The 17,712-nt window shown below is 62.1% G+C and carries 18 protein-coding genes; 5 read left to right on the top strand and 13 right to left on the bottom strand.

The features are described from left to right. Window positions 1–78 precede the first annotated feature (78 nt). From ACTJJN_RS21915 to ACTJJN_RS21900, 4 genes are all read right to left on the bottom strand, one after another. Complete coding sequence (locus ACTJJN_RS21915) at window positions 79–981, bottom strand: SdiA-regulated domain-containing protein (RefSeq protein ID WP_012054020.1); 903 nt, start codon at window positions 979–981, stop codon at window positions 79–81. Between the two features lie 90 nt (window positions 982–1,071). Beyond that, window positions 1,072–1,992 carry an SdiA-regulated domain-containing protein gene (locus ACTJJN_RS21910; protein ID WP_012054021.1) on the bottom strand — a complete coding sequence of 307 codons (921 nt, stop codon included), beginning with the start codon at window positions 1,990–1,992 and terminating at the stop codon, window positions 1,072–1,074. A 202-nt stretch (window positions 1,993–2,194) separates the two neighbouring features. Continuing rightward, the gene (locus ACTJJN_RS21905) at window positions 2,195–2,860 is read right to left on the bottom strand and encodes a fumarylacetoacetate hydrolase family protein (protein ID WP_012054022.1); all 666 of its coding nucleotides are present in this window, start codon (window positions 2,858–2,860) and stop codon (window positions 2,195–2,197) included. 26 nt (window positions 2,861–2,886) lie between these two features. Beyond that, window positions 2,887–4,284 (bottom strand): FAD-binding oxidoreductase, encoded by a 1,398-nt coding sequence (locus tag ACTJJN_RS21900; RefSeq protein WP_440781607.1) that lies wholly within the window; start codon window positions 4,282–4,284, stop codon window positions 2,887–2,889. 171 nt (window positions 4,285–4,455) lie between these two features. On the opposite strand from ACTJJN_RS21900, the gene serA reads away from it, so the two are divergent. After that, window positions 4,456–5,685, top strand: a complete 1,230-nt coding sequence (gene serA, locus ACTJJN_RS21895) for a phosphoglycerate dehydrogenase (protein WP_003248995.1) — start codon at window positions 4,456–4,458, stop codon at window positions 5,683–5,685. Window positions 5,686–5,732: 47 nt separating this feature from the next. Here serA and ACTJJN_RS21890 read toward each other — a convergent pair whose 3' ends face one another. Continuing rightward, a complete protein-coding gene (locus ACTJJN_RS21890; RefSeq protein ID WP_010955687.1) occupies window positions 5,733–6,209 on the bottom strand; it encodes a DUF4399 domain-containing protein in 477 nt (158 codons plus the stop codon). A 223-nt stretch (window positions 6,210–6,432) separates the two neighbouring features. Between ACTJJN_RS21890 and ACTJJN_RS21885 the strand changes: the two genes are divergently transcribed. After that, the gene (locus ACTJJN_RS21885) at window positions 6,433–6,921 is read left to right on the top strand and encodes a transporter substrate-binding domain-containing protein (RefSeq protein ID WP_014754763.1); all 489 of its coding nucleotides are present in this window, start codon (window positions 6,433–6,435) and stop codon (window positions 6,919–6,921) included. 178 nt (window positions 6,922–7,099) lie between these two features. Here ACTJJN_RS21885 and ACTJJN_RS21880 read toward each other — a convergent pair whose 3' ends face one another. Then, window positions 7,100–7,603 (bottom strand): DUF523 domain-containing protein, encoded by a 504-nt coding sequence (locus tag ACTJJN_RS21880; RefSeq protein WP_017148014.1) that lies wholly within the window; start codon window positions 7,601–7,603, stop codon window positions 7,100–7,102. Further along, window positions 7,590–8,222: a 2OG-Fe(II) oxygenase gene (locus tag ACTJJN_RS21875; RefSeq protein WP_029611798.1), complete on the bottom strand. Its 633-nt coding sequence runs from the start codon at window positions 8,220–8,222 to the stop codon at window positions 7,590–7,592. Before ACTJJN_RS21875 ends, ACTJJN_RS21880 begins: the two co-directional genes overlap by 14 nt. Window positions 8,223–8,335: 113 nt before the next feature. Here ACTJJN_RS21875 and ACTJJN_RS21870 point away from each other — a divergent pair, with 113 nt between their 5' ends. Then, window positions 8,336–9,088, top strand: a complete 753-nt coding sequence (locus tag ACTJJN_RS21870; protein ID WP_012054028.1) for a DUF2059 domain-containing protein — start codon at window positions 8,336–8,338, stop codon at window positions 9,086–9,088. Here ACTJJN_RS21870 and ACTJJN_RS21865 read toward each other — a convergent pair whose 3' ends face one another. After that, entirely contained in the window at window positions 9,089–10,015 is a 927-nt protein-coding gene (locus ACTJJN_RS21865) for an alpha/beta hydrolase (protein WP_017148016.1), read from the bottom strand. 281 nt (window positions 10,016–10,296) lie between these two features. Between ACTJJN_RS21865 and ACTJJN_RS21860 the strand changes: the two genes are divergently transcribed. Next, window positions 10,297–10,866 (top strand): DUF6436 domain-containing protein, encoded by a 570-nt coding sequence (locus tag ACTJJN_RS21860; RefSeq protein WP_010955693.1) that lies wholly within the window; start codon window positions 10,297–10,299, stop codon window positions 10,864–10,866. Here ACTJJN_RS21860 and ACTJJN_RS21855 read toward each other — a convergent pair. Next, window positions 10,845–11,411 carry a sugar O-acetyltransferase gene (locus tag ACTJJN_RS21855; protein WP_014754768.1) on the bottom strand — a complete coding sequence of 189 codons (567 nt, stop codon included), beginning with the start codon at window positions 11,409–11,411 and terminating at the stop codon, window positions 10,845–10,847. The two genes, ACTJJN_RS21860 and ACTJJN_RS21855, sit on opposite strands and share 22 nt — an antisense overlap. Window positions 11,412–11,497: 86 nt before the next feature. Here ACTJJN_RS21855 and ACTJJN_RS21850 point away from each other — a divergent pair, with 86 nt between their 5' ends. Then, complete coding sequence (locus ACTJJN_RS21850; RefSeq protein WP_440781606.1) at window positions 11,498–13,864, top strand: penicillin acylase family protein; 2,367 nt, start codon at window positions 11,498–11,500, stop codon at window positions 13,862–13,864. A 209-nt stretch (window positions 13,865–14,073) separates the two neighbouring features. On the opposite strand, the gene ACTJJN_RS21845 is transcribed toward ACTJJN_RS21850, so the two are convergent. From ACTJJN_RS21845 to ACTJJN_RS21830, 4 genes are all read right to left on the bottom strand, one after another. After that, entirely contained in the window at window positions 14,074–14,859 is a 786-nt protein-coding gene (locus ACTJJN_RS21845) for a MetQ/NlpA family ABC transporter substrate-binding protein (protein WP_324736882.1), read from the bottom strand. A 175-nt stretch (window positions 14,860–15,034) separates the two neighbouring features. Continuing rightward, on the bottom strand, window positions 15,035–15,865 hold the full coding sequence (locus ACTJJN_RS21840) for a sigma 54-interacting transcriptional regulator (protein WP_324736881.1): 831 nt from the start codon (window positions 15,863–15,865) through the stop codon (window positions 15,035–15,037). Window positions 15,866–15,929: 64 nt separating this feature from the next. Next, entirely contained in the window at window positions 15,930–16,511 is a 582-nt protein-coding gene (locus ACTJJN_RS21835) for an alpha/beta hydrolase (protein ID WP_012054034.1), read from the bottom strand. Between the two features lie 210 nt (window positions 16,512–16,721). Continuing rightward, window positions 16,722–17,711, bottom strand: coding sequence for a sulfate/molybdate ABC transporter ATP-binding protein (locus ACTJJN_RS21830; protein ID WP_003248965.1), 990 nt, complete (start codon window positions 17,709–17,711; stop codon window positions 16,722–16,724). Window position 17,712 lies beyond the last annotated feature (1 nt).

Below are 17,712 nucleotides of genomic sequence, written 5' to 3'. Positions count from 1 at the left end.
ACAAGGTACCCCACCGGCCTGGAACCGTGGCGATCTCTGTAGGAGCGGGTTTACCCGCGAACAGGCCCTGATAGGCGATCAATCAGTCGGCTGCTTGAACACATAGAACAGGTTGGGCTCACTGACCAGGTAAATGGTCCCCGCTTCGTCCATCGCAATCCCCTCGGCCTGCGGCACCGTCGCCTGCAACCCCTGGAAGCCCTTGCGCAACGACAAGGTACTCAGCGGCTGGCCCTGTACATCCAGCTCCAGCACCAACCGCGACTCGTCCGACAATGCCAGCAAATGCCCGCTGCGTTCATCGAACTGCAAACTCGACAAATCCCGCACAAACAACCGTGAATCGCGCTTGCGGTCCTGCACCACATGCACGGCGTAGGGCTTTTCCGGATTGTCATGCGGGAAGCCATGCACCTCATAGATCAGCATCGGATCACGCTCTTTCGCCACGAACAGGCGCTTGCCCGCCGAATCGTAGGCAAGGCCCTCGAAGCCTTTGTTGCCATTGAGGCCAATACCCAATGTCAGCTGTTCGGCATCACCGGCATCGAGAAACATCGTGTCGTCTTCCAGCCGTACGCGAATCAGCCGTTGCTGACGCTCGTCGGTGATCACATAGCTGTTTGGCCCAACGTACTCCACAGCCTCCGGGTCGCCGAAGCCAGTCAGCGGCACACGCCGCAGGATACGGCCATCCAGCGACAGCTCGATCAGCTCCGAACGGGCATTGGTGACCGTGAAGAGGGTTTTGCGGTCGGGGTCGTAGGTCAGCGCCGAAATGTCATCATCCAGCCCTTCGATCGGCTGCGCCTCCAGCACCACCCGGTAGCGATCCAGGCCAATGCTTCGCTCCACAGGCTGCCACCAGGTCTTGAGATTGAACCAGCCACGCTCGAACAGGCGAAACTCCTGCCCAGCCCAGCCAAGCAGGAGCAGACCAATGGCAGCCAGAACAAGGAACAGGCGAACAAAACGACGCATAGGGACAGACTCGACACAGGGGTGGCGAATCTAATCATGAATGGCTGAAGCAAAGCTTAATGCAAATGTCAGGCAAATCTGATGATGTTGTCAGTTCTTTTTGAATCGATAGAAAAGCGCCGGCTCGCTGACCATATATAAGTTTCCTCTGTCGTCCATGGCCACCCCTTCAGCCCGCGGAATGGTGTCTTCAAGCCCGTTGAAGCCGCCCAGCAGCGTCATGAAGCTGACTTGCTGGCCCTGCTCGTCCAGCTCCAGCAGCATGTTGGAGTCGGCCGAGAGCACCAGCAAGTGGCCGGTACGCGGGTCGACACCCAGCGCAGACAGGTTGCGCAAGTCGAGCTCATCGCTAGGCAACGGCTGCTTCTCACCCTTGAGCGGGCTGCGGCCATCGGTGTTCCAGGTGTACAGCTTGGGCGGGCGCTCCTCACCAATGATCAGGCGCTGGCGCAGCGGGTCCCAGGCGATGGCCTCGAAGCCCTTGTTGCTCTTGGCCGAAGGGCCCAGGTCGTGGCTCGGGAAGTCGTCGTGATTCAGTGCAGTGGTCTGCGCGTCCACCTTGACCACGGTCAGGTCATGCAGGCGCTCGTCGGTGATGGCCAGGTTGCCGTCTTCCAGCACCGCGATGCCTTCGGGGTTGTTCCAGCCGTTGAGCGGGATCTTGCGCAGTACATCGCCCTCCAGGCTCAGCTCGACCAGGAACGGGTTCTTGCCCATGACCGCGAACAGGGTGCGGGTCTGCGGGTTGAAGGCCACGTCCGAGGCTTCGTCATCGTCCATGCCCGGCAGCGGTTTGGCGTCGATGTCCACCTGGTAATCCGGCAGCCACACGCTATCGCTGCGCGCGGTGGTGCTTTCGAAGCTTTCTTTTACCCACAGTGCACCGCGGTCATCCCAGTGCATGGCCACGGCCACGCCATAGCCGATCACCGCCGCCACGGCCAGGCCGAAGGGCCAGCGCAGGTAGAAGCGACGCTTGGGAGTTGCCGGGGCGCTGGAGGAGGATGGCATGCGGTGATCCTGGGGAAATGGGCGTAGGTGCGCGCATTATCCGGATTGGGTGTGAAAAATCGGTAAACAGTGCCGGCCCATTCGCGGGCATGCCCGCTCCCAAGGTGCTGCAATCCCTGTAGGAGCGGGTTTACCCGCGAAGAAGGCGACGCGTTCCCTGTAGGAGCGGGTTTACCCGCGAAAAAGGCGACGCGGTTTCGAGTTAAAGCACCCGGCTTTCGAAGCGGCTCACACCCGGCAGTTCCAGCACCAGCTCGTCACCGACATTGAACGGCCCAACACCCGCCGGGGTACCGGTGAGGATTACATCCCCCGCTTGTAGTGAGAAATGCGCTGCCATGTACTGGATCATCGGCACGATCGGGTTCAGCATCATCGCGCTGTTACCCTCCTGGCGCACTTCGCCGTTCACGGTCAGGCGCACCGGGATGTCTGTCACGTCCTCAAAGCTGGCGGCCGAGACGAACGGTGGCAGCACGCAAGCGCCGTCAAAGCACTTGGCCAGCTCCCAAGGCAGGCCCTTTTCCTTCAGTTTGGCCTGCACGTCGCGCAGGGTCAGGTCCAGCGCCGGTGCGTAACCGGAAATGGCGTCCAGCACCTCTTCCTCGCTCGGGTGGGTCGACAGCGGCTTGCCCAGCAGCACGGCAATTTCAACCTCATAGTGCACCGACCCACGCTCGGCCGGGATCTTGAAGCCACCTTCGGCCGGCACCACGCAGCTGCCTGGCTTGATGAACAGCAGCGGCTCGGTGGGGATCGGGTTGTCCAGTTCCTTGGCATGCTCGGCATAGTTACGGCCGATGCACACCACCTTGCCCAGGGGGAAGTGAATGCGCGTGCCGTCTACGTACTGGTGCTGGTAACTCATGGCCGACTCCTTCTGGATACTGCTTTTTATTCAGGTGCGAAGATCTTACCCGGATTCATGATGCCGTTAGGGTCGAACACGGCCTTTATTGCCTTCATGCAGGCGATTTCTTCGGGGGAGCGGCTGTAGCCCAGGTAGTCACGCTTGGTCATGCCCACGCCATGCTCGGCAGAAATCGACCCGTTGTAACGCTCGACGATCTCGAACACCCACTTGTTGACCTTGGCACACGAAGCGAAGAAGTCGTCCTTGCTCATATGCTCAGGCTTGAGGATGTTCAGGTGCAGGTTGCCATCACCAATATGGCCGTACCACACCACTTCATAGTCCGGGTAATGCGCTGAGACGATGGCGTCGATATCGCGCAGGAACGCAGGCACTTTCGAGACGGTGACGGAAATGTCGTTCTTGTACGGTGTCCAGTGCGAGATGGTTTCCGACAGGTACTCGCGCAGCTTCCACAGGTTTCTCAGCTGGCTTTCGCTCTGGCTCATCACCCCATCCAGCACCCAACCCTGCTCGACGCAGTGCTCGAAGGTAGCCAATGCTTCATTGGCAACCTCTTCAGTGCTGGCCTCGAACTCCAGCAGCGCATAGAACGGGCAATCCGTCGCGAATGGCGCAGGCACATCGCCGCGGGCGAGGATCTTGGCCAACCCCTTGTCGGAGAAGAACTCGAAAGCGGTCAAGTCCAGCTTGCCCTGGAAGGCGTGCAGCACCGGCATGATAGCGTCGAAGTCCGGTGTGCCCAGCACCATGGCGGTGAGGTTGCACGGTGCGCGGTCCAGGCGCATGGTGGCCTCGACCACGAAGCCCAGCGTACCCTCGGCACCAATGAACAGCTGGCGCAGGTCGTAGCCGGTGGCGTTCTTGATCAGGTCTTTGTTCAGCTCCAGCAACTCGCCCTTGCCGGTGACCACTTTCAGCCCGGCCACCCAGTTGCGGGTCATACCGTAACGAATCACCTTGATCCCGCCGGCATTGGTGCCGATATTGCCGCCAATCTGGCTGGAACCGCTGGAAGCGAAGTCCACCGGGTAATACAGGCCTTGCTCTTCGGCGTAGGTTTGCAGCTGGCGGGTGACGACCCCTGGCTGGCAAACCACAGTACGGTCGAAAGCATTGAAGCCAAGGATCTGGTTCATGTAGTCGAAGGCGACGACAACCTCGCCATTGGCCGCCACGGCGCCGGCAGAAAGCCCGGTGCGCCCGCCAGAGGGCACCAGCGCCACCTTGTGCGCATTGGCCCAGTGCACAATGGCTTGCACCTGTTCTATCGTTTTGGGGAAGACGATGGCGCTGGGCGCTGGCGGATAATGCTTGGTCCAGTCCTTGCCATACGCTTCGAGGGAAACCGGGTCAGTCAGGACCTTGCCAGGGTCGACAAGGGTCATCAGTTCTTCAATAACAGCGGGGTGGGTCATCGCTGGAACTCTCGACTTATTCATGGTCACCCTGAGCACTCTTCACCTGTCGGGATAAGCTCAGATTGTGTCGCGTATGCTAGCATAGCCCTCCCGCTGTTCATGCTAAGGCTGCCCTCGCGCCTGGCATCACCCCTCGCCAATTTATCTCCGGGATACAGGTTTACGCAGATGAGCAAGACTTCTCTCGACAAGAGCAAGATCCGGTTCCTTCTTCTTGAAGGTGTGCACCAGAACGCGGTCGATACTCTCAAGGCCGCCGGCTACACCAACATCGAATACCTCACTGGTTCGTTGCCGGAAGCCGAGCTGAAGGAAAAGATCGCTGACGCCCACTTCATCGGCATCCGTTCGCGTACCCAGCTCACTGAAGAGATCTTCGACTGCGCCAAGAAACTGGTCGCTGTTGGCTGCTTCTGCATCGGTACCAACCAGGTTGACCTGGAAGCTGCCCGCGCGCGCGGTATCGCCGTGTTCAACGCACCGTACTCCAACACCCGTTCGGTGGCCGAGCTGGTGCTGGCCGAAGCCATCCTGCTGCTGCGCGGCATCCCTGAGAAGAACGCCTCCTGCCACCGTGGTGGCTGGATCAAGAGCGCGGCTAACTCGTTTGAAATCCGCGGCAAGAAACTGGGCATCGTCGGCTACGGCTCGATTGGTACCCAGCTTTCGGTACTGGCTGAGAACATGGGCATGCAGGTGTACTTCTTCGACCCGCTGACCAAGCTGCCACTGGGCAACGCCGTGCAGGTCACCAGCCTGAACGAGCTGCTGGGCCTGGCTGACATCGTCTCGCTGCACGTGCCTGAGCTGCCCTCCACCCAGTGGATGATCGGCGAGAAGGAAATCCGCTCGATGAAGAAGGGCGCGATCCTGATCAACGCCGCCCGTGGCACCGTGGTCGAACTGGACCACCTGGCCGCTGCCATCAAGGACAAGCACCTGATCGGCGCCGCCATCGACGTGTTCCCGGTCGAGCCACGCTCCAACGACGAAGAGTTCGAAAGCCCGCTGCGCGGCCTCGACAACGTGATCCTGACGCCGCACATTGGTGGTTCCACCGCCGAAGCCCAGGCCAACATCGGTCTGGAAGTGGCCGAGAAGCTGGTCAAGTACAGCGACAACGGTACCTCGGTGTCCTCGGTCAACTTCCCGGAAGTGGCCCTGCCGGCTCACCCAGGCAAGCACCGCCTGCTGCACATCCACGAAAACATCCCGGGCGTGCTCAGCGAGATCAACAAGGTCTTCGCCGAGAACGGTATCAACATCTCCGGTCAGTTCCTGCAGACCAACGAGAAAGTCGGTTACGTGGTAATCGACGTTGACGCCGAGTACTCGGACCTTGCGCAAGAGAAACTGCAACAGGTCAAGGGCACCATCCGTTCCCGCGTCCTGTTCTAAGTCTCGGTGCAGCATGAAAAAGGGAGGCCCTGAAGGCCTCCCTTTTTTTATTTCACTTCAACCGTGATCTTCTTCGACTCGACGCTAGGCTTGAACGGCACATGATACTGGTCACCCAGAATCAGTTGCAGGGTGTGCTTGCCCGGGGTCAGGGTAATGCTGGTTTCGGTCTGTGCCTTGCCAAAGTGCAGCACTTGCGGCCCCTTCGGCAGTGCGACGCCGGCCTCTGGCATCAGGCTGGTCGGCAGTGGCATGTCAGCCACCGGCTCTTTGTCGACATCCACCAGCAGATGGTGGTGCCCGGTGTGCGGGGTTTGGTCACCCGCAGGCTTGAGGCCCATACCCTCGATACCGAACTTGACGGTGAAGGTTTTGTCGACCGTGGCACCATCGGCGGGGGAAACGATGAAGACCTTCGCCTCCTTGGGCGGCTCCTGGCTCTTCAGGGCGTCTGCGGCACTGGCGAACACCGACGCTCCCATCAGCAGACCGGCAACGGCAGCACGCGAAAATAGGCTGTTCATTCACTTCTCCTGTGATTCACTTATTGACCGCAGCCTGTCATCCAAACGCGGCGGTAGTTCACCTTAGTTGAAATATGCGCCAAGGTGTTCACATTGCCTGGCAGAAATATTTCAGTCAGGGTTAAACAATGCCGAGGCTTGAAGGTCATAGGCTGCGCTCGATCACGGCGAGGAAGAAAGCCGTGGCGATCGATTTCAAACTGCTAAAAGAAAAGGGGCATACATGCGTTCGACCATAGGGGTACTGCTGGCAGTACTGATCAGTCCATTGGCTCAGGCAGAGCTGATCGACGAAATCGCCGACCGGGGCGAACTGCGCATTGCCGTACAGGCCGAGAACTCGCCATACGCCTTCAAACAAGACGACCACCTGACAGGTTTCGACATCGAATTTGGCCAGGCCCTGGCCAAGGAACTGGACTTGCGCGCCGAGTTCGTCGAAGCCCCGTCTGCCGAAGTGCTGGCGGGTGTCGAGAGTGGCAAGTACGACATCGCGTTCGCCCCGTCGAGTGAATCGCTCACAGGCGACGGCCCGCTCGATGTAAGCCTGCCGATTGGCGAGAAGAAGCTGGTGATCCCGTTTCAGAAGGACAACCCGGCTTTTGAAAGCGCCGTAAACAATGCGTTGCAGCGCTTGAAAGACAGTGGCCGGACTGCCGAGCTTGAGCAGAAGTGGTTCAAGGGTGTGCAGGAGACTGCAGGCGGGCAGTGAGGTCTTCTTTGCAACCTGTACCCGCTAATACAGTGGCGGCGGCAACGGTGATCGGCGGGGGAGATTGGCCAGCAGGGCCGGCCTCTTCGCGGGTGAACCCGCTCCTACACGACGGGCTGTGTCCACCCNCCACCACCGCGGTAGGAACGGGTTCACCCGCAAAAGGGCCGGCGCAGGTTCAAGCAGATCTATCAGCCAAAGCCCGCTGCGCCTGGTCCAGCTCCAGCTCGCTGAACACCTGCACGCCCGCCCGCCGCAGCAGCGCCGTGGTTACCCCTTCCCCCGCCACTTTCACACCCCTGAAGGTGCCATCATAGGTCAACCGGTTGCCACACGAAGGGCTACCAGACTTCAGCACCGCTACGCGAATGCCATGCCGCCGTACCAGCTCCAGCGCCAACTGCGCACCCGCCAGAAACGCGGCACTGACATCTTCACCCGTCACCGTCAGCACCTGCGTGTCGCCATCGAGCACTGCGCTGCCCTGCCCTCCCAGGATCTCTGCTGGTGGCCGCGGTGTCGGCAAGCCACCGGCTACCTCCGGGCACAACGGCACCACGCGCCCTTCGGCCTGCCACTGCTGCAACAAATCGGGATGACCGCTTGCCCGGCCGTCATAGCGTACTGGCTGCCCCAAAAGGCAGGCGCTCACCAGCACCTTGGGCCTCTCAGAACGGGTCATTGCCACGCCGCCTGAACCAGCCGGTCAATGACAGCCGCTCACGCCCGGCCGGCAGGACTTCGTGAGGCACTTCGCCCGACAGGAATACCACCAGGCAACCGGCCACTGGCTCGACATCGTGCTCGACACCGTCGGCCAGGAACATACGCAACTGGCCACCGTCATGCGATTGCCAGCCTTCATTGAGGTAAAGCACCGCCGAGACCATGCGACGGTCATCGTCGCGGAAGCGGTCCAGGTGCCGGCGATAGAACGCCCCCGGTGGGTACAGGGCAAAGTGGCATTCAAAGTCTTCCAGGCCCAGGAAAAGGCCTTGGTTGATTGCCAGGCGCAGCTGATCCATCGCCGCCAGGTACAGGTCGCAGGCCTCGGCCTGCCCCGGGTCGATCCACTGGATCTGGTCACCGCGAATGGCTTCGCGCACCTCCTGGGTAGCACCCCGCCCAACCCCTGCGGGGTTCAGTTCGCCTTCGGCATCACGGCGACGACACTCGGCCGCCAGCGCGCGCACCAGGTCGGCAGGCAGAAAGTGCGCCTGCTGGGACCAGCCATGGGTGGCCAGATCGTCGACGACGGCCGCAAGCATCGGGTGTTCAGGGGATATGTGCATGGCGCGCATCATATCCATTCGCCCTGTCGCCGCACAGCGCCACTTGGCCGAGAAACACGCGGGTATCTCGACAAACCGGCGCCGGGCCAAGGACAATAGCCACCTGCCGACAGGAGTCCTGAATGCGCCGTCTGTTTTCCCTGATTCTGCTGATGATCTGCACCATGCCTGTCTGGGCAGACAACCTGGATCAACTGTACAAGGCCGCCGGCTGGCCCGACCAGCGCGCCCACTTCAACGATGCCCTGACCGCTGCCCAGGAGCGCTACCGCAACAGTTTGCCACCCGCCGTCTACCAGGCGCTGGTCAACAACAGCAACCAGCGCTTCCAGGCCCAGGCGGTGGACCGTCGCGCCCAGGCAAAGCTGCGCGCCACCCTGGCCAACCCGGCACCGGCCCTGGCCTTCTTCCAGTCACCGCTAGGGCGCAAAGTGGTGGCGGCCGAGCTCAAGGCCACCCGAAAGGACGAACTGGCCAAGAACGCCAAAGGCCTGCCCAAGATCCAGGCCAGCGACGATCGTCTGCTGGTCATCGGCCACCTGGCCCAAGCCCTGCCTGCGCGTGAAGCCGGCGCCGAAGTGAGCCTTGCCATCGCCGGTGTAGCCGCCGACAGCCTCAGCTCGATGATCCCCGGCCTGTTCGGCGGCGGCCAGGCCCAAAGCCTGCTGGATGGCCAGCGCCAGCGGTTGATGGGGCAGATTGGCGAAGACCTGAACAACACCCTGCTGTACGTCTACCGCGACCTGTCCGATGCCGAGCTGGAAGCGTTCGCCACCTTTGCCGAGTCGCCAGAGGGCAAGGCTTACTACCAGGCGGCCCTGGCCGCTGTACGCGCCGCCCTGGCGGTTGGTCAAAGCACCAACGACCTGAAGTGATCAGCCCAGGCGCTGGTCGATGAAGTCGAAGTAGCGCTGGCGGATGCCCGGCAACTCGTTGGCCAGGTGGTGACGGGCCTCGGGCAGCATCAGGATCTGTGGCTCGGCAAACTTGGCCTTGAGCACTTCGAGGTTGTAGGGCCAGTCCACCGTGCCATCTGCCTCCCCCTGCACGATCAATGGCCGACGCGCACTGCGCGGCGCGGCCTCGATGCGTTTGACCCAGGCGATCAGTGCGCCCACCCAGGCCGTTGGCAGGCGACGCGGTTGCAGCGGGTCGGCCTCCAGGAACGGCAGGAAGGCCGGGTCGTTGGTGTTCTCACTGAAGCGCCGTTCGATGCCATTGACGAAGTGGCGCAGCACGCAATAACTGAACTTCGACCAGCGCCAGGAACATGGCCGCACCAGCGGGGCCAGCAGGATGACCTGGCCATCGACGGGGCTGCGTGCGCCCTGGTGCAGCAGATGGTCCACGGCAATCGCCCCCCCCGTGCTCTGCCCACAAAGGTGCCACGGGTGCGGCAGTTGCAGCGTGTGCGCCTGTTCGAACAAGGCCTCCAGCACCTGCTGGTACACCGCGAAGTCAGTGATGCTGGCCCGCTCGCCGCTGGACAGGCCGTGGCCGGGCAGGTCGCAACTGATCACCGCAAAACCTTGCTTGAGTGCCCACGCAATCACATGCTGGTAGAGGCCCATGTGGTCGTAATAGCCGTGCAGCAGGAACAACGTCGCGCTGGGCTGCTCGGGTAGCCAGGCCTGCCCGACCAGGTCGAACCCCGCCGCCTGGAAGCCGCCCAGCCAGCTGTGTGCCGGCAGGTCCAGGCCATAGAAGCGCTGGTAGTCCTGCGCTTGTGCCGACAGTGGCTGGCGAGTGGTGAACGGCGCCAGGCTGGTGCGCAGGCAGTCGGGGTGAAAGGCAGGGGGCATCGGGTACATCCACATTGATGCAAGTATTGATCTGGAATCTTCAGCTCTGGCCGGCGCCATGGCAAGCTTGCTCACCTCCAACAACCAGCACCGAACTAATTGTGGGAGCGGCCTTGTGTCGCGAACAGGCCGCAAAGCGGCCCCAGCGATCTATGCATGATGCCGAGATCCTGGGGCCGCTGCGCGGCCCTTTCGCGACGCAAGGCCGCTCCCACAGGGATCGGCGCCAGCTTTTAGAAATTGAGCAAGACAGTTGCTCCCACAAGGGCCACCGACTCTTCATGAATAGCCGAATCATCAAACCGCTGTGCACGGTCATCGCCTTGTTGGTCGGCGCCGTAATTCTCTGGCAGGCCTACAGCGCCTTTCAGGCCCGCTACCTGCGCCCGTTCGACAACCAGGCCACGCTGTTCGACGGCAGCCAGTTACAGCTACCTGCCGAGCTGGCCGGTGCTGGCCCGATCCGTGTCGTGCATTTCTGGGACCCGGCCTGCCCATGCAACGTTGGCAACCAACAGCACCTGGGCGACCTTATCAGCCAGTTCGCTGGCCACGACGTTACCTTCCATGTGCTGCAAAAGCCCGGCAGCCACGGCCAGCTACCGGCCAATATCGGTAGCTTGCAACCCATCACCCACCTGCCCGGCAGCGAGCACCTGCCTGCGTCCCCGGCCGTGGCCATCTGGGACCGGCAAGGCCGCCTGGCTTATTTTGGCCCCTACAGCGAAGGTGCTGTGTGCAACGCCAGCAACAGCTTCATCGAGCCAATCCTCAAGGCTTTGCTCGACGGCCGCCAGGTCAACGCCTCCAATACCCTGGCGGTAGGCTGCTACTGCCCTTGGTCGGGCTGACGGACCCTCGCCGGGTTGCCCACCACCGTCGCGCCCGCGGGCACATCCCGGGTCACCACACTGCCGGCGCCGACGATGGCGTTATCACCGATGGTCACCCCCGGCAGGATGATCGCCGCACCGCCGATCCACACGTTGTCGCCGATGGTCACCGTCCGCCCACTCTCCAGCCCGCTGCGCCGCACTTCAGGATCGAGCGGATGGTCGGCGGTGTAGATCTGCACGTTGGGACCGATCTGACAGTCGTCGCCGATACGCACCGGCACCACGTCGAGGATCACGCAGTTGAAGTTCATGAACGTATTACGGCCGACGCTGATGTTGTAGCCGTAGTCGCAATAGAACGGCGGGCGAATCACCGCGCCTTCGCCAACCTGGCCAAAATGCGCCACAAGCAGCCCGTGGCGTGCGTCGTTGAGCAGTTCGACACTGTTGTTGTAGCGGTGCATCCAGTGCTTGTTGGCGATCTGCTCGGCCTGCAGTTCAGGGCAGCCAGCATGGTAGAGCTGGCCGGTGAGCATTTTGTGTTTTTCGCTGAGGGACATGGAAACTCCTTCCTGGGGCTATGCTCTGTTCGCGAATCCGCCGATGATCGGACCACATTTTTCGTTTGAATGCACAAGGAGTCTGAATGAAGCGCAGCCTGACCCTGCTGGCGGTGGTAGTCACCGTTTCCGCTGGCGCCGCCGGTTACTGGTACATGCAGGGGAAGCTGCCGCAGCGCGAGGGCGAGGTCGCCATTACCGGCCTGCAAGCGCCGGTCAGCGTGCGCTACGACGCCCGCGGCGTGCCACACCTGCAGGCACAGAGCGAGCCGGACCTTTACCGTGCACTGGGCTACGTGCATGCCCAGGATCGGCTGTTCCAGATGGAGATTTTGCGCCGCCTGGCCCGTGGCGAACTGGCTGAGGTGCTCGGCGACAAGCTGCTGCCCACCGACACCCTGTTCCGCAGCCTGCGCATACGCGAGCAGGCCGCGCTGATGGCCAAGCGACAGGATCCGCAGGCGCCGGCATGGAAGGCCCTGCAAGCCTACCTCGAGGGGGTCAACAGTTGGCAGGCCAGCCACCCCAAGCCCACGGAATTCGACCTGCTCGGCATCACCCCGCGCCCGTTCACCGCCGAGGACACGCTGAGCATCGCCGGCTACCTGGCCTACAGTTTTGCCGCCGCGTTCCGCACCGAGCCAGCGCTGACCTACATCCGCGACCAGCTGGGGCCTGACTACCTGAAAATATTCGACCTTGGCTGGCAACCCGAGGGCGCATTGGGCACGCCACTGGCCGCTGCCGACTGGCAAAGCCTGGAAGCACTTGCGCGCTTAAGCAATGATGCACTGGGCGACGCCGGCATCCCGCAGTTCGAAGGCAGCAACGCCTGGGCGGTCGCGGGTAGCCGCACTCGCAGTGGCAAACCGTTGCTGGCTGGCGACCCGCACATCAGCTTCGCCGTACCTGCGGTGTGGTACGAGGCCGAGCTGTCAGCGCCCGGTTTCAATCTCTACGGCTATTTCCAGGCTCTCAACCCGTTCGCTCTGCTCGGCCACAACCGTGATTTTGGCTGGAGCCTGACCATGTTCCAGAACGATGACGTCGACCTGATCGCAGAAAAGACCAACCCTGCCAACGCTGACCAGGTCATGGTCGATGGCCAGTGGCGCACACTGGAAAAGACCGAGCAGCAGATTGCAATCAAAGGCGAGCAACCGGTCACCATCAACCTGCGCCGCTCACCCCACGGGCCAATCGTCAACGAAGTCCTCGGCGCCACGGCAGGGACCACGCCGATTGCCATGTGGTGGGCGTTCCTCGAAACCGAGAACCCGATCCTCGAAGGCTTCTACCAGCTCAATCGCGCCGACACCCTGGGCAAGATGCGCGAAGCGGCTGCCAAGGTGCAGGCGCCGGGGCTGAACTTCGTCTGGGCCAATGCCCGTGGCGATATCGGCTGGTGGGCGGCGGCAAAACTGCCGATTCGCCCGGACGGTGTGAACCCGGCGTTCATCCTCGACGGCGCCAGCAGCCAGGCCGACAAACCCGGCTTTTACCCCTTCAGCGTCAACCCGCAACAGGAGAATCCGGCCAGCGGTTATATCGTCTCGGCCAACTACCAGCCACCCGCCGTGGTGCCGATACCCGGCTACTACAACCTCGCCGACCGCGGCCGCCAGCTCGATCGCCAGCTGGCCAACCCGGAGGTGAAATGGGACATGCAGAACAGCCAGGCGCTGCAACTCGATACGGCCAGCGATTACGGCCCGCGCACCTTGGCACCGCTGCTAGCGACGTTGCGTCAGATCGCCCAGGGTGACGAGGAAAAGGAACTGGTCGAGCAGCTGGCTGCCTGGCGCGGCGACTATCCACTGGACTCAACCAGTGCCACGCTGTTCAACCAGTTCCTCTATGCGCTGGCCTATGCCGCGTTGCATGACGAATTGGGCGATACCTGGTTCCCGGTGCTGATCAGCACCCGTGCCATCGATGCCGCGCTGCCGCGTCTTGCCGCCGATGCCGAGTCGCCCTGGTGGAACACCCGCGGCGCCAACCAGCGCACTGACCGCAGCTCGATCGTGCGCGAAGCCTGGCAGAAGAGCCTTGGCCACTTGCGCGACACCCTCGGCAAGGACCCAGCCAGCTGGCAGTGGGGCAAGGCCCATACCCTGACCCACAACCATCCGCTGGGGGTGAAAAAGCCGCTGAACCTGCTGTTCAACGTTGGGCCGTTTGCCGCACCGGGTACTCATGAAGTACCGAACAACCTTTCGGCGAAGATCGGCCCGGCGCCATGGCCGGTGACGTACGGGCCGTCGACGCGGCGGCTGATCGACTTTGCCGATGCCGGGCAGGCGCTGACCAGCAACCCGGTTGGGCAGAGTGGCGTGCCGTTTGACCGGCATTACGCGGACCAGGCTGAGGGGTATGTGCAGGGGCAGTATCAGAAGGCACAGATGGGGGTAATACCGGCGCAGAGTACCTTGCGATTGGTGCCAGGGCCGTAAGGGGCTGCCTTGCTCAAAACCCAAAAGTTTGCGCGAGCACTGTAGGGATTTAGCCGCGAACACCGGCGCAGCCGGTGCCATGCAGCGCGTTGGATTCTTCGCGGGTAAACCCGCTCCCACAGGGATCGCGCCAGCTTTCAGAGATCCCAGCAATGAAAACGCCGACACAAAGGTGTCGGCGTCGGGTCATGCAAGGTGAAGCAAGCGCATCAGAACGCCGGCAGCACCGCACCCTGGTACTTCTTGGCGATGAATTCCTTCACTTCAGGGCTGGTCAGGGCCTTGGCCAGTTTCTGGATGGCCTCACTGTCCTTGTTGTCCGGGCGGGCCACCAGGAAGTTCACGTAAGGCGAGTCGGCACCTTCGATCACCAGTGCATCTTTAGCCGGGTTCAGGCCAGCTTCCAGGGCGTAGTTGGTGTTGATCATGTCCAGGTCGACCTGGTCCAGCACACGGGGCAGCATCGCCGACTCAAGCTCGCGGAACTTCAGCTTCTTCGGGTTCTCGGCGATGTCCTTGGGGGTGGCCAGGGCATTCTTCGGGTCTTTCAGGGTGATCAGGCCGGCTTTCTGCAGCAGCAGCAGGGCGCGGCCGCTGTTGCTGCCCTCGTTAGGGATGGCAACGGTTGCGCCTTCTTTCAGCTCGCTCAGGGCCTTGACCTTCTTCGAGTAGCCACCGAAGGGCTCTACGTGTACACCCACCACGGTTTCCAGGTGGGTGCCCTTGCCTTCGTTGAAGTTCTGCAGGTACGGCAGGGTCTGGAAGTAGTTGGCATCCAGACGCTTCTGGTCCACCTGCACGTTCGGCTGTACGTAATCGGTGAAGACCTTGATCTGAAGGTCCACGCCTTCTTTTGCCAGGGTCGGCTTGATCAGTTCGAGAATTTCGGCGTGCGGTACCGGGGTAGCGGCAACCACCAGTTTCTCGGCAGCAGCGGCCAGGCCGGAGAACGCCAGGGCAGCAGCCAGGGCAGTGGTCAGCAGGGTCTTCTTCATGGTGGTCCTTGTTCTGAATCTGGGCCATCGACGATGGCAAATCGGGTGCCCAACCGGTTCACCAGTGGGCGTGAGGCGGACGATACCCAAATTTTTTATTCCGCAACAATATCTTTTACTTAGCTGCTTATTCCAAAAACACAATACCATCAGCCCCTTTACCCATGAGCGATGTCTAACGCGCGGGGTCAGGCAGTTCGAGGTCTTCTGGCAGGATCTCTTCGCCGTCATTGACCAGCAAGGCAAAGTGGATGACGTTCTCCAGTTCGCGGGTATTGCCCGGCCAGAAATGCGCCTCCAGCACCCGCTGCGCCGCCTCGCTCACCAAGGGCACAGGCCGTTGCAGGCGCACGCTGTAGATGCCCACGAAGTACTCGGCCAGCGGCAGGATATCGCCCGGCCGCTCGCGCAGCGGCGGCAGTTCCAGCGCGCCCTCGCGCAGATACTGGTACAGGCGCTCGTTGAAGCGCCCTGCACGTACTACACGGGCCAGGTCGATGCTGGTGGCGGCTACCAGGCGCACATCCACCGGCTGTGGCTGCTGCGCGCCCACCCGAGTGACCTCGCGGTTTTCCAGGGCCGCCAGCAGCTTGCCCTGGATGGCCAACGGCAAGTCGGCAATTTCGTCCAGGTACAAGGTGCCGCCGCTGGCCGAACCGAACCAGCCGGCGCGGCTGCTGGCCGTACCGCCATGGGTGCCCGCGCTATAGCCAAACAGCTCGGCATCGGCGTAGGTGGGGCTGATGGCCGCGCAGTTGACCGACACGAACAAACCTCCACGGTCGCTGGTACGGTGGATCTGCCGAGCCAGCAGCTCCTTGCCGGTGCCGGTTTCGCCACGGATCAGCACTGGCAAAGGTTGTAGCGCCAGGCGCTCAAGGTCCTCGCGCAGCTGCTGCGAGCGCGGGTCGATGAACACCAGCGCCTTGGCACGAATGCTCAGCGGGCTCTTGTCCAGCTCAGGGAAGGTCAGTAGCGGCTGGCCGAACGGGTTTTGAAACGTCATGACGAACTCCCGCCCCAGGCCCGTAATGGCCAGGCGTCAGGCAAAGGGTGAACAGTAAGGGCGATCAGGCGCGGCGCAGTGCGCGCTGTTCGATCCGGCTCTGCAAGCGATACAGGTAGGCGAAGCCTTGTTCCCAACGCTCATGACCGGACTTGACGTTGATGTGCCCGGCATTGCTCAGCAAACCCGCTTCGGCGCCCCATGCCTGGGCCAGGTACAGCGCCCGTGGCACGTTCACGGCCGGGTCGTTGTCCGAGCTGACGACCTGGCTAGGGAACGGCAGCACCTCGGTAGGGATCGGCGCAAAGTTGCGCAGCACGGGTGCACAAGTGGGCCGTTCGACATCTGCCGGCGCCACCAGCAGTGCACCACGCACCTGCCGCAGCAAGGCTGGGCTTGCCTGAGCTGCCCAATGGGCGACAGTGATGCAACCAAGGCTGTGGGCAATCAGGATCACCGGCGAGCGGTCGGCGGCAATCGACTGCTCCAGCGCGTGCACCCAGTCCTGCCGCTGCGGGGTGAGCCAGTCTTGCTGTTCAACCCGTGCACTGTTGGGCAGGGTGCGCTGCCAGTGACTCTGCCAATGGTTGTCTGGCGATCCTTGCCAACCCGGCACAATCAGGTAGCGAATCGACTCATTGCGCATGGGGACGCCTCCAGTAAGTTTGCGTGCTTGGAGACAAGTATAGGGAGGGCGAAATATTCGTAAAGGAATAAGAAGATATTTATTAATACCCATAGGGAATAACAAGTACGCTACCGCCACTCGCTTGTAAAAGGCTGTAAAGCTGCCCTGTCAAACGTTCAGGCAAGAAAAACCCGGGACCATGCCCGGGCTCTCTTTTCCTTGTGCGACTCAGATATCCGCCACCTTCTGCCATACCTTCGGCCGGAAGAACAACGTCTCTCCCCGCGCCAGCCCGGTCAGGCTGTCATGGTCTTTCACCACCTCGGCCTCGATCAGCTCGCTTTGCCCTTCCACCTTCAAGGTCACCCGCGTGGTCGCGCCCAACGGCCGAATGTCGCGCACCTCGGCCGCATGGTGCCCTTCGGTCTCATGCCGCGACAGCGACACCTCGTGCGGGCGAAACAGCACGTGATGCCCTTCGCTCAAGGCCAGGCGGTTGGAGTCACCGAGGAAGTGGTAGACGAAATCGTTGGCCGGCTGATCGTACACCTCACCCGGCGAGCCGATCTGCTCGATCACGCCCTTGTTCATGACCACGATGCGGTCGGCTACTTCCATGGCTTCTTCCTGGTCGTGGGTAACGAACACCGACGTCAGGTTGATATCCTCGTGCAGCCGCGCCAGCCAGCGCCGCAGCTCTTTTCGCACCTTGGCATCCAGCGCACCGAATGGCTCGTCCAGCAGCAGCACCTTCGGCTCCACCGCCAGGGCACGGGCCAGGGCGATACGCTGACGCTGGCCACCGGAAAGCTGCTCGGGGTAGCGGTCGGACAGCCAGTCCAGTTGCACCATGTTCAGCAGCTCATGCACCTTCTCGGCAATCTTGCTCTCGCTTGGGCGCTCGCCCTTGGGCTTCATGCGCAGGCCGAAAGCAACGTTGTCGAACACGCTCATGTGGCGGAACAGCGCGTAGTGCTGGAACACGAACCCGACGTTACGGTCACGCACGTCATGGCCGGAAACGTCCTCGCCATGGAACACGATGTTGCCCTGGTCCGGGGTTTCCAGGCCGGCAATGATGCGCAGCAGGGTGGTCTTGCCACAGCCGGACGGGCCGAGCAGAGCCACCAGCTCGCCGCTGTTGATGTCCAGGTTGATTGCGTTCAGGGCCTGGAAGCTGTTGAAGCGCTTGCTGACGTTACGAACTTCGATCGACATG

Source organism: Pseudomonas sp. 22515, assembly GCF_052044625.1.
GTDB lineage: Bacteria > Pseudomonadota > Gammaproteobacteria > Pseudomonadales > Pseudomonadaceae > Aquipseudomonas > Aquipseudomonas alloputida.
The sequence above is the reverse complement of the archived record's forward strand: the minus strand, read 5'-3'. Positions and strand labels throughout refer to the sequence as shown.

What these genes read in the sequence shown, in the direction of transcription:
- ACTJJN_RS21835 (WP_012054034.1), bottom strand. Translation starts at nt 16,511, where the DNA reads ATGCGCAATGAGTCGATTCGCTACCTGATTGTGCCGGGTTGGCAAGGA.
- ACTJJN_RS21840 (WP_324736881.1), bottom strand. Translation starts at nt 15,865, where the DNA reads ATGACGTTTCAAAACCCGTTCGGCCAGCCGCTACTGACCTTCCCTGAG.
- ACTJJN_RS21915 (WP_012054020.1), bottom strand. Translation starts at nt 981, where the DNA reads ATGCGTCGTTTTGTTCGCCTGTTCCTTGTTCTGGCTGCCATTGGTCTG.
- ACTJJN_RS21880 (WP_017148014.1), bottom strand. Translation starts at nt 7,603, where the DNA reads ATGACCCGTTCTGAGAGGCCCAAGGTGCTGGTGAGCGCCTGCCTTTTG.
- ACTJJN_RS21910 (WP_012054021.1), bottom strand. Translation starts at nt 1,992, where the DNA reads ATGCCATCCTCCTCCAGCGCCCCGGCAACTCCCAAGCGTCGCTTCTAC.
- ACTJJN_RS21885 (WP_014754763.1), top strand. Translation starts at nt 6,433, where the DNA reads ATGCGTTCGACCATAGGGGTACTGCTGGCAGTACTGATCAGTCCATTG.
- ACTJJN_RS21830 (WP_003248965.1), bottom strand. Translation starts at nt 17,711, where the DNA reads ATGTCGATCGAAGTTCGTAACGTCAGCAAGCGCTTCAACAGCTTCCAG.
- ACTJJN_RS21850 (WP_440781606.1), top strand. Translation starts at nt 11,498, where the DNA reads ATGAAGCGCAGCCTGACCCTGCTGGCGGTGGTAGTCACCGTTTCCGCT.
- ACTJJN_RS21860 (WP_010955693.1), top strand. Translation starts at nt 10,297, where the DNA reads ATGAATAGCCGAATCATCAAACCGCTGTGCACGGTCATCGCCTTGTTG.
- ACTJJN_RS21900 (WP_440781607.1), bottom strand. Translation starts at nt 4,284, where the DNA reads ATGACCCACCCCGCTGTTATTGAAGAACTGATGACCCTTGTCGACCCT.
- ACTJJN_RS21845 (WP_324736882.1), bottom strand. Translation starts at nt 14,859, where the DNA reads ATGAAGAAGACCCTGCTGACCACTGCCCTGGCTGCTGCCCTGGCGTTC.
- ACTJJN_RS21875 (WP_029611798.1), bottom strand. Translation starts at nt 8,222, where the DNA reads ATGCGCGCCATGCACATATCCCCTGAACACCCGATGCTTGCGGCCGTC.
- ACTJJN_RS21865 (WP_017148016.1), bottom strand. Translation starts at nt 10,015, where the DNA reads ATGCCCCCTGCCTTTCACCCCGACTGCCTGCGCACCAGCCTGGCGCCG.
- ACTJJN_RS21890 (WP_010955687.1), bottom strand. Translation starts at nt 6,209, where the DNA reads ATGAACAGCCTATTTTCGCGTGCTGCCGTTGCCGGTCTGCTGATGGGA.
- ACTJJN_RS21870 (WP_012054028.1), top strand. Translation starts at nt 8,336, where the DNA reads ATGCGCCGTCTGTTTTCCCTGATTCTGCTGATGATCTGCACCATGCCT.
- serA (WP_003248995.1), top strand. Translation starts at nt 4,456, where the DNA reads ATGAGCAAGACTTCTCTCGACAAGAGCAAGATCCGGTTCCTTCTTCTT.
- ACTJJN_RS21855 (WP_014754768.1), bottom strand. Translation starts at nt 11,411, where the DNA reads ATGTCCCTCAGCGAAAAACACAAAATGCTCACCGGCCAGCTCTACCAT.
- ACTJJN_RS21905 (WP_012054022.1), bottom strand. Translation starts at nt 2,860, where the DNA reads ATGAGTTACCAGCACCAGTACGTAGACGGCACGCGCATTCACTTCCCC.